The following is a 14,689-nucleotide window of genomic DNA, read 5'->3' on the forward strand; positions in this document are numbered from 1 at the left end:
CCCCGCTGGCAGGGGGGTGACAAGGCCTCTTGCGTTTTGCGTACAACGTACGACGTACGACCCGCGTTCAGCGTCCGACGACCCTCGACCCCTTTACTCCAGGTCCAGCGCGTAGGTCACGACCACTTCCTCCAGGGTGAAGCCCAGGCTGCGGTATAGCTCCTGGGCAGCCTTCTCGTGGTCGTGGGCCCGCACCCGCAGCAGCTTGGCTCCGTGCTTGAAGGCCTCGCTCGCCGCCAGGCCCAGCATGGCCCGGCCAATCCCCTTTCCCCTGGCCTCGGGGATGGTGCCGATGTAGGCGATTTCGGCCTCGTCCTCGTCCATCTCGAGCTCCACGATCCCCACGGGCTTGTCGCCCTCGTAGGCCATGAACAAGCTGACGTCGGGATCGGCGAAGTAGGCCTCGAGTTCGTCGTCCTCCCAACCCAGGCGCTGGCTCCAGCCGTCCTCGCACTTCCTGTAAACCTCGCGGTAGTGCTCGGGGTTCACGGGTTCGGCCAGGACGATCTTCACGCCCTTGGGTGGCGGATAGGAGAGGTTGGTGGGACCGATGCTGTAGAAGTAGGTGGTGTGCTGAGGGGCGAAGCCCGCCGCCTCGAGCATGGCCCGCAGGGGTTTGTTGGCCTCGTCGGGGAAGGCCAGCAGGGTGCGGCAACCCCGCCTCTTGGCCTCGGCAATGGCGGCTTTGAGCAGGCCATCGTCGGGCTTGAGCAGCAGCGGGCCTTCCAGGGCCATCTCGTCATCGAGGGGATGCAGCGCCAGGTAGCCCTGTACTTTGTCGCCCCCGTCGAGCACCCAGGCCGTGTCGCCGTCACCGGACATCCCCAGGATTTCCCAGGAGAGCACTTCCTCTTGCCGCGCCTCGGGAGCCAGCACACGCCTGGATGGGTCCTCGTCCATCCAGCGCAGCAGCTCGAGGATCTGAGGCATATCCTTTCGCGCAACCGGACGGATCATGAAACCAGTGTAGCACCGGGCCGCCCCGCTCCCGTTAGAGCCCCTTGTCCCGCCAACGCAAAAGCCCTTGCGCAGCGGCTTCCAGGCGATACAATGCAGCCACAACCCCATGACTCCCTCCTCCATCACCGTCATCCTCAATCCTGCCGCCGGTCGGGGGCGGGTGGGACGCATGGCCCCCCAGCTCGAGGCCGCCCTGCGCAGGGCAGCCGGTGAAAAGCCGCTGAAGCTGCTGCACACCCAAGCCCCCGGCGAAGGGGTGTTCCTGGCCCGGGAGGCCCCCGTCGGAAGCCGGGTGGTGGCGGTGGGTGGGGACGGCACGGTGCATGAAGTCATTCGGGGCATCGCCCACAGCGACAGGAGCCTGGGGGTAGTGCCCATCGGCAGCGGCAACGACTTCGCTCGCATGGCCGGGCTGCACGAGCTGAGCCTCGAGCGCAGCCTGAAGGTGGCCCTGGGCGATAAGACCCAGGCTTTCGACTTAGGCGAGGTCAACGGCGAAGCCTTCGGAGCCAGCGTGGGTATCGGCTTCGACGCGCAAGTGGCCCACAAGGCCCTCTCGGCCCCCACCTTCCTGCGCGGAATGCCCCGCTACCTCTACTCCCTCTTCGCCGTGCTGCGCGAGCTGAAGCTACCGGAGCTGGTGCTCGAGGCCGAGGGCAAGGTGCTCTTCCAGGGCCCGGCCCTGCTCTCGGCCCTGATGAACGCCCGCACCTACGGCGGGGGCATCCCCATCACGCCCGGAGCCTCCCCTCACGACGGGCTCCTGAGCGTGCTGGTAGCGGGCGAGTTCTCCAAAATCGGGGTCCTGGGCATCCTGCCCCGCCTGCTGGCCGGAAAGCACCTAGGACATCCCCGCGTTCACGAGTTCAGCGGGAGAAGCTTCACCGTGCGCTACGACCGCGCGACCCCCGCCCACGCCGACGGGGAGTTGTTGCAGGCCCAGAGCACCTACGAGGTGCGCATTCACCCCGGCGCGCTACGGGTGGCGGTGCCTTGATCAAACCTTCCGAATCTTCATGCTCTGCACCTGCCCGGTCTCGGCGTTGATGCGAAACACCTTGTACTCCCGTGTGCGCGCCGCGTCGCCCAGGCTCAAGTAGGCGGTGGGCTCGCGCACCACGAAGCTCAGCGTCACTTCCCAGAAGCTCCCGTCCTGGCTCAGCTCCACCTCCTCCAGGCGCAGTTCGGGGATCTGCCGCTCAGTAAAAAGGCTCTGGATGTAGTCGTTGGCGATCTGCACGGCCTGCTTCACGTCGATCATGTTCTTATTGTGGCGCACGGATGGGCCGATATCGAGCAACCTCCTTATGGCTGCGGGGGGCGAGGCTTAGGCTATCGAATCGTCGGTGCCCTTGGTGAAGAGCGCAGCTCAGGACTGAAGCGGGCGGTCCCTACCGTCGCCGCAACGCGCTGGGCGGGGTCATCACCAGGCGAAAAACGCCCTGTACCCGCACTTCATCGCAATCGAAGAGCCGGAAGACCGGCCCTCTGGGGTTGAGCGACTTGAGCACCTGTCCGTCGTCGCCCTCGCTCCAGACCTTGATCACTCCGCCCTCGAAGCCCACCTTGGGGCAACGCACCCACACCACCACGATCTCGCCGGGGGCGGGTAGGCGGTCGGCTTCGGCCAGCACCACCGAGCCGGGGGGAATGCCCACGAGTTCGTCGGAGATCATCGAGTCGCCCACCACCCGCAGGGCAAATAGCCGATCCTTGCGGGTGCCCTTGGGCAGGAATTCCTCGTCTACCATCAGATATTCTTCCCGCTCCCCCAGCACCTCCACCGGGTGCATCCCGGCTGCGACCTCGCCCAGAAGGGGAACCCGCAGGTGGGGACGGTAGGGGAGGGTTCCCAGAGCTTGCAGGCCGAGGCCAGGGTACTCCAGCCCCGTCTGGCGGGTGAAATCCGCCGGAGTCCACTCCAGACCCTGCAATAAAGCCTCGAGCTTGATGGCCCCCAGCGAACGCGTGGGGTGAACCAGGCCCCGCTCGAGGCGGCTGATCTCGGTCTGGTTGAGCCGGCCCTGCAACTCACGGGCCAGCCGGCCCTGCGATTTTCCCAGCGCTTCACGGCGCTTGCGAATGGCTGTGGCCCAATCGGGAACGGACATGTCTGCCTCCAGTCTCTAGTCATTTTGCTTCATTATTCATCTTCATTCAAGTCATATTGACTAATCACGAGTTCACCAGTAAACTGAACCTGATTCTATATTACGTCATGAACATAATCACCGGGGAGACCGGCTGGAGCAGAAGAGGTGCGCAAACATGATCGAACAGGACTGGACAGTTTACGCTTGGAGTGGTCTGGTGGCCGCTATCAGCGCCCTGCTGCGGGCCGGGTTAGACGGGGCGCGCGGGCACTGGCGCAAGGTGGCGCGGGTGGCCTCGAGCGCCTTCTGGGGCCTCTTCGGCGCGATGCTGATGGCGGAGTGGCTCGAGCTCTCCCCCGAGGCCACGGTGGCGATCGGGGCCCTGCTGGGCTGGGTCGGCTATGAGAGTGCGGTGGGAGTGCTGCTCAAAGCCCTGGGCCTCCGGCGGAGCAAGGAGGAAAAGCTCGAGCCCGGCAATAAGGGTTAGCCTCCTGGCGACCCCGCAGTTCTTCATCACCCTGTCCCCCACCCCCAACCTCAACGGCCTTGTAAACCGCCTTCGGCGAAGGGCAAAGTGAACTGAGACCATACCCGTGAGGGGCCGGGCTGCGTAGGATAGCGCTGATGCAACTCGGCTACTCTTTTTGCCCCAACGACACCTTCATCTTCTATGCCCTCTCCCACGGCAAAATCGCTACGCCCGCCCCTGTGACGGAGGTGCTGGAGGACGTCGAAACCCTCAACGTCTGGGCCATGGAAGGCAGGCTGCCCCTGACCAAGATCAGCTATGCCGCTTACGGACGCCTGCGCGAGCACTACGTGGCCTTGCGCTCGGGTGGGGCGCTGGGGCGGGGGGTAGGACCATTGCTGGTGGCCAGGAACCCGCTGGACAACCTGCGGGGCAAACGCATCGCCATTCCCGGGCGCCACACCACGGCCTTCCTGCTGCTGAGCTTGCGGGACGAGGGCTTCATCCCCCTCGAGATGCGCTACGACCGCATCATGCCCGCCGTGCAGGCGGGCGAGGTGGACGCCGGCCTCATCATCCACGAGTCGCGCTTCACCTACCCTCGCTACGGACTGGTCAAGGTGTTCGACCTGGGCGAGTGGTGGGAGGGCGAGACCGGCCTGCCCCTCCCCCTGGGCGCAATCCTGGCCCGGCGCGACCTGGGCGAGCCCACCATTCGCGCCCTCGACCGCGCCGTGCGGGAGAGCCTCGAGTACGCCCACGCCCACCCCGAGGAAACGGTGGCCTACATCAAGCAGCACGCGCTCGAGATGGAGGACGAGGTGATCTGGGCCCACATCCGCACCTACGTCAACGAGTTCTCGCTGGACGTGGGGGAGGAGGGTGAGCGGGCGGTAAACGAACTGTTCAAGCGGGCGGAGGAGCGGGGGTTGCTGCCTAGACAACCCCAGCCAGCTTTCCTGATTTAAGCATTCCTGAGGCAGAAATTCCGCTGCTGATATCGCCCGGCTGATCCTCTCTGTTATCCTACACTTGGAGGTCAGCATGAATAACGGCCCAGACGCTGAAAGCCCACCCCAGGGTGGGCTTTTGTATCCCCGCACCCCGTACCAAATTGTGACAAAGCCGATAAAGTAAAGACGTATGATTCCGGAGCTAGCGGGCATCAGCGACGAGGCCCGTGCCGAACTCGAGCAGATCTTCCATCCCTACACCGCCCGCAGGGGTGGCTACTTGTGCTACCCCGAGGACGAGGCGACGACCCTGTACTACGTCAAGGAGGGCTGGGTCCGGCTGTTTCAGCTCGGAGGCAAGGAGGAGGAGATCACCCTCACCGTGGTGGGGCAGGGAGAGATTTTCGGCGAGGCGGCGCTGTTCACCGGGCACAAGTACGGGGTATTCGCCGAGCCTCTGGTGGACTGCGAACTGCTCACCGCCGCGCGCGAGGACCTCGCGCGCGTCTCCAGCCGCTTCCCCGACACCCAGCGAGCCCTCCTGGTCATGCTGATTCGCCGCCTGCGCCGGGCCGAGGACCGCCTGCGTGACCTGCGCTTCAAGGAGGTGCTGCCACGCCTGGCCAAGACGCTGCTCGAGGTCATGCAAAAGGGCGAGGAGGGGCTGGAGATCGTGCTCACCCACCAGGATTTGGCCCACATCATCGGCTCGACCCGCGAGACGGTGAGCAAGGTGCTGGCCGACTTGGCCCTGGAGGACGTGCTCGAGCTGGGTTACCGTCGCATCCTGGTGCTCAAGCCGCAGGCTTTGCAGGAGATCTCGAGGTGATCTCAAACGCCCATCTTGCCTTCGGCGCTCCGCTTCAATAATGCCCCATTCCTCAATCTGGGCCGCACGGGTAGGGTAGCTTAGTTGCCGCATGTCCGAGGTCGCGCAGTTTCTCCCCTACGGCCTGGTCGATTTGCCGCGCCTGCTGGAGCAGCCCCGCGTAGCAGATCGACAAGCGCTCTCGGCGGGGCTGCTGGCTTACCTGAAGCGGCTGGGGGCTCCGCGCGAAGCACTCGAGGCCGCCCGCAGGCTGGCCCACCCCAACAGCCGTGCCATCGTGACCGGGCAGCAGGCCGGGCTGCTCACCGGCCCCAGCTTCACGTTTTACAAGGCTCACACCGCCCTGGCCCTCGCCAAGGAGCACGACCACCCCGACCGACCGGTGGTAGCCGTGTTCTGGGTGGCCTCGCAGGACCACGACACCGACGAGGTGCGCAGCGTGCAGGTGCTCGACTTCGACGAGCAGGTGCATACACTAAGCCTCGAGCTGCCCCTCGCCCGCCCCGCCGGACGCATTCCTTTCGCGCCTCATGTCGCCGCCGTGTGCGAGCTGCTCGAGCGCCTCGAGGGGGTAACCTCGGTGCGGCGGCGCGTCTGCGTGGCCCTCAAGGGGGACTGGACCTATGCCGAGGTCTTCGCGCGGCTGATGCTGGAGTTCCTGGGCTACGAGGGACTGGTGCCGCTAGACCCCATGGCTCCCGAGCTGGCGCCCTTGTTCGCCGGGGCCCTGCGGCGGGAGCTGAGTGATCCGCTGGCTTCCTCCCAGGCCATCAACCAAGCTGCTGAGGCCATGCGCGCGCAGGGGCTGCACCCGGTGCTGGGGCGGGGCGAGGCCGCTACCAACTTGTTTCTCGAGGGCGAGGACGGCCAGCGCCGCCTGCTGCGCTACCGCGAGGGCCACTTCGACGACGGGCAGCAATGTTACAGCCGCGCCGACCTCGAGGCCCTGCTGGAGCACGACCCCTCCCGCCTGACCCCCGCCGCCGGGCTGCGCCCGGTGCTCCAGGACGTGGTGCTGCCCACCGCCGCCTTCGTGGTGGGGCCGGGCGAGATGAAGTACGTGGCCGAGCTGGGTGGGGTCTACCGGCTGCACGGCCTCGAGCCCCCCGCTGTGGTCCGGCGCCTGAGCGCAGTGGTGCTCGAGCCTCCCGCCAGGCGCATCCTGGAGAAGTACGGCCTCGATGCCTGGGCTTTCCAGGACGACCCCGAGACGCATTTCCTGGAAGTCCTGGCCAAGGACGACACCCGCGTGGCCGCCATCGAGCAAGCCCTGGGCCGCATCCAGGCCGAGTTCGAGCGGCTGAGGCCCCACCTCCTCGAAGCCCCCCTCCAGCGCCCCACCCACCGTGCCCAGGTGCGCATCGCTCACGAACTCGAGCGGCTCAGGCACATCGTGCTGCAAACCGAGCTGCGCCGCGAGGGCATCGCTCGCAGCCAGTTCGAGCGGCTGCGGCTGCACCTCACCCCCGGCGGCGTGCCCCAGGAGCGGGTCTATCCCTTCCTGATGTACCTGCTCAAGCACGGGGAAGCTCCCCTGAGGGCCTTGAAGCAAGCTTCATCCACCGGACGGGTGATCTTGGAGATCTAGCCCAAGGATGTAAGACTGTTGAGTGGACTGCGAAAGTCCACTTTTTTTGCGTCCACCCCCGCCATGCTCCGACTCGGAAACCAAGAACCCCTGCGCTCGCTGCGCCTCTCGGTCTGGGAGGGCACGCTGGCGATTTTGTTCATCAACTGGAGCACCGGGGTGGTGGTCACCGGCTACGCCCTGTGGCTCGGAGCCAGCCCCGCCGCCCTGGCCGTGCTGGGAGCCATCCCCTTGCTCAGCCAGCTGGCCGCGCCCTTCGCCCTGATGTTCAAGGGCCAGCGCAAACCCTACACCATCTTGCTCGCCGGTTGGGGGCGGGCCCTCTTCGCCCTGGTGCTGCTGGTGCCCCTGCTGCCCGAGTCCCTGCGCATCCCCGCCTTTTTGCTCATCGCGGCGCTGAGCCAGTTGGTGGTTGCTCCGGTCAATGTGCTGTGGACGAGCTGGATGGCCGACCTGGTGCCGCCCAGGGAGCGCGGGCGCTACTTCGGCTTCCGCAACGCGGTACTGGGGCTGGTGGGCACGGTGGGCAACTTCAGCGCGGGGGCTTTCATCGACGCCATGCCCGATCCCTGGGGCTTCCTGATCGTGCTGGGGCTGGGGGTGCTGCTTGGGATCATGGCCTCGCAGGTGTTGCGTTGGCAGCACGAACCGCCCCACGAGAGCTCGAGCGCCTCCGGCTCGCTTCGCACGGCCCTGAGCGACCGGGTTTTCCTGGGGTTTCTGGGCTTCATCGGTTTCTGGTGGATGGCGGTGATGGTGGGAGGCCCTTTCGCCTTTCCCTACTTCCTGCAGTACGCCAGGCTCAACTTCACCGAAGTGGGCCTGTGGACGGTAATCTCGGCCTCCTGCGGCCTGCTGTTCGGCCCGCTGTGGGGCCGCTTCGCCGACCGCTACGGGCACGGAATAGTGCTGGTCTGGACCGGGCTGGTGGGCTCCATCGTGCTGCCGGGGCTGTGGTTGTTGGGAGGGCCGGGACACACCTTTCCCATCTGGCTCGCCGCTGTGGCCGACGCGCTGTGCTGGAGCGGTTTGGGGGCCGCCCAGACCAACGTGGCCCTGCAACAAGCCCCCGCCGTCCACCGGGGTGCATACCTGGCGGTGTTCGGCATCGTGGTGGGGGTGTGCGGAATGCTGGGCTCAGCCCTGGGCGGAGCGCTGGGTAGCCTGCACCTGGGCCCCAGCCCCTATCACCTTCCCATCGCAGCTTCCATCGTGCTCAGGACGCTGGCGGTGGGGTATCTGGTGTGGTTGAGGAAAGCCTAGTCTTCTTTAGGGATTTTGCGAGCCGAGGCGTCATCCAAAGCCAGCATCAAACCCGATACAATCCCCTCATGAAGCCAATCGCACTCGACGCCATGGGCGGCGACTACGCGCCCAGGGAGACCGTGGCCGGGGCAGTGATGGCCGCGAAGGAAGGTGTTCCCGTGGTGCTGGTGGGGCAGAAGGCCGCGCTCGAGGCCGAACTCGCCCGGCACTCGGCCACCCTGCCCATCGTGGACACCCCGGACTTCATCCGCATGGAGGACCACGCCACCGACGTGCGCAAGCGCAAGGAAGCCTCCATCAACGTCTGCATGCAGTTGCTCAAGGCCGGGGAGGCCAGCGCGGTGGTGGCGATGGGCCACACCGGGGCCACGCTGGCCTCGGCGCTGTTCACCCTGGGGCGCATCAAGGGGGTGGAGCGGCCCACGCTGCTGGTGGAGATGCCCAGCGAGAAGGGCAAGGTCTTCCTGGCCGATGGCGGGGCCAACGCCGACTGTCGTCCCAGCTTTTTGGTGCAGTTCGCGGTGATGGCCACGGCCTACGCCAGGGCCAACGGGGTGGCTGAGCCCACGGTGGGCCTGCTCAACATCGGGGAGGAGGATGAGAAGGGCGACCAGCTCAGGCTCGAGACCTTCCCTTTGCTCAAGGCCGCCCCCGGCATCCGCTTCGTGGGCAACGTCGAAGGCCGCGACATCTTCAAGGGCACCAGCGACGTCGTCGTCACCGACGGCTTCACCGGCAACGTGGTGCTCAAGCTCTCCGAGGGCGAAGCCCGCACCATTCTCAAGTGGGTGCGCGAGGCGCTGACCGGCTCCTTGCTGAGCAAGCTGGGGGCGCTGCTGGTGCGGGGCTCCTTGCAGGGACTGCGGGCCAAGATGGACCCCGCCGAGTACGGGGCCATGCCTTTGCTGGGCGTGGAGGGCGCGGTGTTCATCGGGCACGGCTCGGCCAATGCCCGCGCAGTGCACAGCGCACTACGCAAAGCCAGGAGCGCGGTGGAAGCGGGTCTGGTCGAGCGCATCCGCAGCGGCATCGCCCAATTGGTCGTCGGGTGAGTCGGTATACTGCCGATCTATGGAGGATATCGGCGTTCCCGGATTGCTCGCTGAACTCACGGGTGCCCCTTGGTGGCGCTGGTTCCTGAGCCTGCTGGTGGTGGTTCTGGCTTTTTGGGCTGCGCGCTTAGGAGGCAGCCTGCTGCGCTGGGCAGGGAGCCTGACCCCCAGTGAACAGGACGACCGCTACTGGCGTTGGCTGGGTAGGGTCTGGTGGGTCCTGGTAGGGATAGCCGCCTTCTCGGTGATCGTGCTGGTGCAGGGACTGGCGCTCGAGCCCTTCCGCAGCTGGGGGGAGCAGTTCGTGGCCTGGCTGGGCAGCAAGGGAGCCTCGGGGCTTCTGATCCTGGCCTTCTCCTTCCTGGCCTACCGCACCGTCTCGCGCCTGCTCGGGCGGCTCCCCGTGCCCACTTCCGAGGAGTTCACCCGCCAGCAGGTACGCTCCCAGACCCTCAAGGGCGTCCTCGAGGCGGTCCTGAAGTCGGTGGTGATCCTCCTGGGCGGGCTGTTCTTCCTCTCCAACCTGGGCTTCAACGTCACCGCGCTGCTGGCCGGAGCGGGCGTGGTGGGGCTGGCGGTTTCCTTCGCCGCCCAGAACCTCATTCGCGACGTCCTCAATGGCTTCTTCATCCTTCTGGAGGACCAGTACGGCGTGGGCGATGTGGTGAGCATCGGTCAGGTGAGCGGTGGGGTAGAGCGCTTCAACCTGCGCCTGACGGTGCTGCGCGATTTGCAGGGCCGGGTCCACTTCATCCCCAACTCCCAGGTGACCCAGGTGACGGTGATGAGCCGGGACTGGGCCCGCAGCGTGGAGGACATCTCCGTCGCCTACGACGAGGACGTGGACCGGGCCCTGGAAGTCATCCGTGACGAGGCCGAGCGCCTGTTCAACGATCCCCAGTGGCAGGAGAAGTTCACCCAGGCCCCGGAGGTGCTGGGGGTGGAGCGACTGGGCGAATCGGGTGTCGTCATCCGGGTGCTGCTGAGCACCAAGCCCAAGGAGCAGTGGGCCGTCGGGCGCGAGTTCCGCCGGCGCATCAAGATACGCTTCGACCAGGAGAACATCGAGATTCCCTTTCCCCAAACCAAGGTCTGGCTCGAGAAATTCCAAAGCTGATCACGGATTTTCCCTCCGGTCTGCGCCAGACTGAACTCCATGGCGCGCTCACTCGTCCTCCTGGCTCTGCTCAGCTTCGCGCTCGCGGAAAGCGCCTATGTCTTCGCCCCCCAGGGCACCGTGCGCGGGGGCGTCAACACCCAGGCGCAGGTGGCGTATTTCCTGGGCATTCCCTACGCCCGCGCCGAGCGCTGGAAGGCTCCGGTGCCCGTGGAGCGGCTGGAAGGGGTCTTCCAGGCTACGGCCCCCACCACCGCCTGCCCGCAGCGGCGCTCGCTCACCACCGACCTCGGGGGCTATCTCCCGCCCAAGAGCGAGGACTGCCTGAACCTGGGGGTGTGGATGCCGCTGGGCTCCCCGCCGCCCGGGGGCTGGCCGGTGATGGTGTGGATTCACGGCGGCAGCTTCACGGGGGGAAGCTGGGCCGAGCCGGTCTACGACGGGACCCAACTCGCATCACGGGGCGTGGTGGTGGTGGGCATCAACTATCGCCTGGGGCCGCTGGGCTGGCTGGCGCTCGAGAGCCTCAAGGCCGAGTCCCCCGAAGGAGCGGTGGGCAACTACGGGCTGATGGACCAGCTCGAGGCCCTGCGCTGGGTGCAGCGCAACATCCACGCCTTCGGCGGTGACGCGGGTAACGTCACGGTCTTCGGGCACTCGGCTGGGGGCATGTCGGTGTGCACGCTGATGGCCAGCCCCAGGGCCAGGGGGCTTTTCCACAAGGCCATTGTGATGTCGGGCGGCTGTGAGTACGTGCGCACCCTCGAGCAAGACCGGGAGTTCGTGGGCCGGTGGGCCGCGCTGATGGGCTGCCCCGGCGCGGATTTGGCCTGCCTGCGGGCCCTGCCGCTCGAGCGCCTCTTCCCCACCTCCGGGGTGGTGCTCGAGGGCCTGAGGAAGCTCGAGGAGGGCGGCTTCATGAAAACCCCCTGGAAACCCCACCTCGACGGGGTCTACCTCAGCAAGACCCCGCTCCAGGCCCTTCAGGACGGCGATGCCGCCGGAATTCCCCTGATCGCCGGGGGCACCTTCCAGGAGAGCTGGGGCGAGGTGGTGGGGGGGCCGGGTAGCTGGGAGGAGTTCACCCGGCGGGCCGAGGAGGCTTTTGCGGGCAAGGGCCAGCAATTCACCGCGCTCTACCGCTCGCTCTACGACTGGCCCAACGAGGCCTGGGGCTACTTCCAGACCGACCGCTACCTGCTGTGCCTCAGCCTCGAGGCCGCCCGCGCCCAGGCCCCCCACGCCCCCACCTACGCCTACCTGCAAACCTTCCAGAGCCCCTTTTTGAGCGTGCTGGGCAGCTTCCACGGCATCGACATGCCCCTGCTGTTCGGCACCCATAACTCCTGGCCCGCACTGATGCTGTTTTTCACCCAGGAGGCGCTCGAGAAGGGCCAGCTCTACAGCGAAGAGCTGCAGCGCGCCTGGGTCAGCTTCGCCCGCACGGGCAGCCCAGGCCCCGGCTGGCAGGACTACGGGCAGGGCCTGTTCCGCTTCGGTGACAGAAGCCAGATGATCCCCAATGAATACGCTTGGCGCTGCGGGCTTTTCCACTAGAGAAGCTTTGGAGGGTGGGGCCCCCTCTCGCCCTTCCACGTCCGCGCTCGGGTGCAGGGGGATGGGCTCGCCGCCCATCCCCGCGGCTACCTATGGTGGGCGGGGAAAGTATGATCAGCACACTCCTCTCAAGACATTTGTTCGAATTCTGGCTCCCGAATGTTGCGGGGAGTCTATAGTTTGGAGGGGAAATGGGGCCGCGCACGATCAGCAGACTTCTGGGCAGCCTAAGCCGCTCCCTGGCCTCGGGGAGTGACCCCCAGACCCTGGCCCAGCGGGGCCTGAGCGCCCTGACCGCGGCGCTGGGGGCCCAGGGGGCCTGGCTGCGGCTACGGGAGAATGGCCTGGGGCTGCGGGCGGCGGTGGGTGTGGAGCCGCTGGAGGAGGCCCGCCTCACCCTGCAGGAGGCCGAAGCGCTGAACACCGGGCGGGTGCTGGCCTACCGCCTGCCCGAGGAGGCCACCGGCCCGGCCAGCAGGCATTGGGCTGAGCTGGGCTACCGGGGCCTGGTCCTGGCCCCCCTGCGCGGCGAAGGGACCCTGCTGGGCACGCTGGGCTTGCTCTTCGCCGAGGCGATTCCGGCCGAGGGGGTCGCGGCCCTGGAGGAGGTGCTGCCCCTGTTCAGCCTGATCCTCCAGCGCGCCCACGCCGAGGCTGAGCTGGAGCGCCGCCAGTCCCTGCTCGAGGCCCTGTACCGCCTGGACCGGGCCATGCTGGAGGGGAAGGGTCTGACCGAGATAGCCCACATCGGCGCAGAGGAAGCCCGCCAATTGCTGGGGGCGAAGGCCGTGACGGTCTCCCTGGCGGAGGGCTTCCACCGCCGCCTGGTCGCGGCAGCGGGGCCAGAGGTAGAGCCCTTTGTGGGCCAGAGTGTACCGCTGGAGGAGAGTCCCCACGCCCAGGCCTGGCGCAGTGGCGAGCCGGTGGTGCTGGCGGAGATCCCCGGCGAGGGGGTAGCGCCCTGGCTGCTGGCGCTGGTCCCGCTGGGAAACGCCCTGGTGCTGCCCCTCAAGTCGGACGGCTCCACGCTGGGCTTCCTGGGGCTTTACGGCCTGAGCGAGCCCCACGCTACCCTTCCGCCGGCCCGGGCCTTCGCGGTTCAGCTTTCCCTGGCCCTGTTGCGCGAGCTGGACCGGGAGACCCTGCTCCAGCGGGCCAAGGAGCGGGAGGTGCTGCTGCGGGCGTTGGAGGTCTTGGGCGAGGCCCGCAGTCCCGAGGAGGTCGCCCGGCTGTTGGTGGAGCTGGCCCCGGAGCTGGTGCAGGCGGAGTGGGCCGCGGTGCTTCTGCTCGAGGGCGGCGTCCTGCGGGTGGTTGCCGCGAGCGGGGTGCTGGCTGAGACCGTGGGTCAGCGACTACCTCCCGACCGGGGTATTTCCTGGGTGGCCTTGCGGGAGGGGACCCAGGTAGTGGCCGATGTGGCCAGCGATCCACGGATTTACACTCCGCCCGGAAGCCGCGCCCGCCCCAGCGGGAGTGAGGTCGTCGCTCGCCTCCCGGGCCCGCACGGGGAAGCGCTGGGGGTGCTGATTGCGGCCCGGAGCGCTTCTCCCTACACCCCCCAGGAAGCCCGCTGGGTGGAGGCGCTGGCCCAGGCCGGGTCCACCGCCCTCGAGCGCGCCCGCCACGACCTGGAGGCCCGCCTGCTGCTGGAGGGAGCTCTGCTGGTGGCGCAGGAGGACGACCCCGAGGCGCTGGCTCAGGGCTTCGCCCGGCTCCTGGCCCAGGCGGTGGGCGGCGGGCGCGCGGCGGTCTGGGCCCACCCCGAGGGACAGAAGCCCTGGCGGCTCCTGGGGGCGAGTGGGGTGGGGGGCGAGATCGAGTCCTTCAATCAGGCCCGCTTCGATCCGGGGCAGGAAAGCTGGGCTGGCTGGATTTGGACCCGCCGGGCCCCGCTGGTGGTGGAGGACACCGCGAGGCCGCCCCTCCCGCCGGGCCCCGTGGAGGCCGCGGCTTTGCGGGCCTACGCGGTGCAGAGCATCCTGGGGGTGCCCGTGGGGTCCTTCGGGGTGGCCTACGCCGAGCCGGGGAGCCGGGGCAAGGCCTTTGCCCCCTTCGAGGTGGCCCTGGCCGAGCGCCTGGGGGGAATGCTCGCGGGGGCCCTCGAGCGCCACCGCCTGGCCCTGGCCGAGCGCCGGGTGCGCGCGGCGCTGGAGCGCCTGGCCAGGGTGCCCCCCGGTGACCTCGAGGCCCTGGTGCGGGCGCTGGGGGAGAGCCTGGGGGTGCGCTGGGCTTTCCTCGACCGGCTCCTCTCCCCCGACAGGGCCCTGGCGGTGGCGGTTCACGGTGGCGAGCCCTTCGAGTACCCCCTCGAGGGCACCCCCTGCGCCGACGTCTTCGCCGGGCGGTTCTGCGAGTATCGCCAGGGGATCACCGCACTCTTCCCCCAGGACCGCCTGGCCGCCGAGATGGGGGCCGAGGCCTACCTGGGCGTTCCCCTGCAGGGGATGGGCGGGCGGGTGCTGGGCATCCTGGTGGCCATGCACGACGCCCCGCTGCCCGAGGGTGAGGAGGCCCTGCGGCGCGAGATCCTGCTGGCCTATGCCCAGCGGGCCGTGCTGGAGTTGCAACAGTGCGAGGGGCTCGCGCGCCTGGAGGCCACCGCCAGGGCCCATGGCCTGCTGCGCCCAGCCCACACCGCCCAGGAAGTTTACGAGGTCGCGGTGGAGGCCGCGCTGCGGGAGACCCGTGCCACCACCGCCATCCTCTCGCTCTACTGCGAGGGAGAGGACTACCTGGAGGTGGTGGCCGCGGCGGGCTACCTGGCCGCAGCTGCGCGGGGACGGCGGATGGAGCGGGGGGTGGGTC

General features: G+C 67.9%; 13 protein-coding genes. 10 read left to right on the forward strand and 3 right to left on the reverse strand.

Annotated features, from left to right (window positions below):
* Positions 1 to 93: 93 nt before the first annotated feature.
* Positions 94 to 957 carry a GNAT family N-acetyltransferase gene (locus tag Mrose_RS11460; RefSeq protein ID WP_119278375.1) on the reverse strand — a complete coding sequence of 288 codons (864 nt, stop codon included), beginning with the start codon at positions 955 to 957 and terminating at the stop codon, positions 94 to 96.
* 109 nt (positions 958 to 1,066) lie between these two features.
* Between Mrose_RS11460 and Mrose_RS11465 the strand changes: the two genes are divergently transcribed.
* Positions 1,067 to 1,957, forward strand: a complete 891-nt coding sequence (locus tag Mrose_RS11465) for a diacylglycerol/lipid kinase family protein (RefSeq protein WP_119278377.1) — start codon at positions 1,067 to 1,069, stop codon at positions 1,955 to 1,957.
* Here the strand turns inward: Mrose_RS11465 and Mrose_RS11470 are convergent, their stop codons facing one another.
* Together Mrose_RS11470 and Mrose_RS11475 are read right to left on the reverse strand one after the other, a co-directional pair.
* Positions 1,958 to 2,221, reverse strand: a complete 264-nt coding sequence (locus Mrose_RS11470; RefSeq protein WP_026234876.1) for a hypothetical protein — start codon at positions 2,219 to 2,221, stop codon at positions 1,958 to 1,960.
* Positions 2,222 to 2,351: 130 nt separating this feature from the next.
* Positions 2,352 to 3,071, reverse strand: a complete 720-nt coding sequence (locus tag Mrose_RS11475; RefSeq protein ID WP_119278378.1) for a S24 family peptidase — start codon at positions 3,069 to 3,071, stop codon at positions 2,352 to 2,354.
* A 157-nt stretch (positions 3,072 to 3,228) separates the two neighbouring features.
* On the opposite strand from Mrose_RS11475, the gene Mrose_RS11480 reads away from it, so the two are divergent.
* The 9 genes from Mrose_RS11480 to Mrose_RS19650 form a co-directional block, all read left to right on the forward strand.
* Entirely contained in the window at positions 3,229 to 3,540 is a 312-nt protein-coding gene (locus tag Mrose_RS11480) for a hypothetical protein (RefSeq protein WP_147371631.1), read from the forward strand.
* A 137-nt stretch (positions 3,541 to 3,677) separates the two neighbouring features.
* Complete coding sequence (locus Mrose_RS11485; protein WP_119278382.1) at positions 3,678 to 4,490, forward strand: menaquinone biosynthesis family protein; 813 nt, start codon at positions 3,678 to 3,680, stop codon at positions 4,488 to 4,490.
* 175 nt (positions 4,491 to 4,665) lie between these two features.
* Positions 4,666 to 5,304, forward strand: coding sequence for a Crp/Fnr family transcriptional regulator (locus Mrose_RS11490; protein ID WP_119278384.1), 639 nt, complete (start codon positions 4,666 to 4,668; stop codon positions 5,302 to 5,304).
* 91 nt (positions 5,305 to 5,395) lie between these two features.
* Positions 5,396 to 6,892: a bacillithiol biosynthesis cysteine-adding enzyme BshC gene (gene bshC / locus Mrose_RS11495; RefSeq protein WP_119278386.1), complete on the forward strand. Its 1,497-nt coding sequence runs from the start codon at positions 5,396 to 5,398 to the stop codon at positions 6,890 to 6,892.
* Positions 6,893 to 6,955: 63 nt separating this feature from the next.
* Positions 6,956 to 8,155 (forward strand): MFS transporter, encoded by a 1,200-nt coding sequence (locus tag Mrose_RS11500; RefSeq protein WP_119278388.1) that lies wholly within the window; start codon positions 6,956 to 6,958, stop codon positions 8,153 to 8,155.
* A 68-nt stretch (positions 8,156 to 8,223) separates the two neighbouring features.
* The gene (gene plsX / locus Mrose_RS11505) at positions 8,224 to 9,210 is read left to right on the forward strand and encodes a phosphate acyltransferase PlsX (protein WP_119278390.1); all 987 of its coding nucleotides are present in this window, start codon (positions 8,224 to 8,226) and stop codon (positions 9,208 to 9,210) included.
* Positions 9,211 to 9,229: 19 nt separating this feature from the next.
* Positions 9,230 to 10,327: a mechanosensitive ion channel family protein gene (locus Mrose_RS11510; protein ID WP_182482782.1), complete on the forward strand. Its 1,098-nt coding sequence runs from the start codon at positions 9,230 to 9,232 to the stop codon at positions 10,325 to 10,327.
* A gap of 39 nt (positions 10,328 to 10,366) precedes the next feature.
* The gene (locus Mrose_RS11515) at positions 10,367 to 11,884 is read left to right on the forward strand and encodes a carboxylesterase/lipase family protein (protein ID WP_119278392.1); all 1,518 of its coding nucleotides are present in this window, start codon (positions 10,367 to 10,369) and stop codon (positions 11,882 to 11,884) included.
* Between the two features lie 191 nt (positions 11,885 to 12,075).
* Positions 12,076 to 14,689, forward strand: a 2,614-nt coding sequence (locus Mrose_RS19650; protein ID WP_119278394.1) for a GAF domain-containing protein, incomplete at its 3' end; no start/stop codon positions are given.

Source organism: Calidithermus roseus (assembly GCF_003574095.1).
GTDB lineage: Bacteria > Deinococcota > Deinococci > Deinococcales > Thermaceae > Calidithermus > Calidithermus roseus.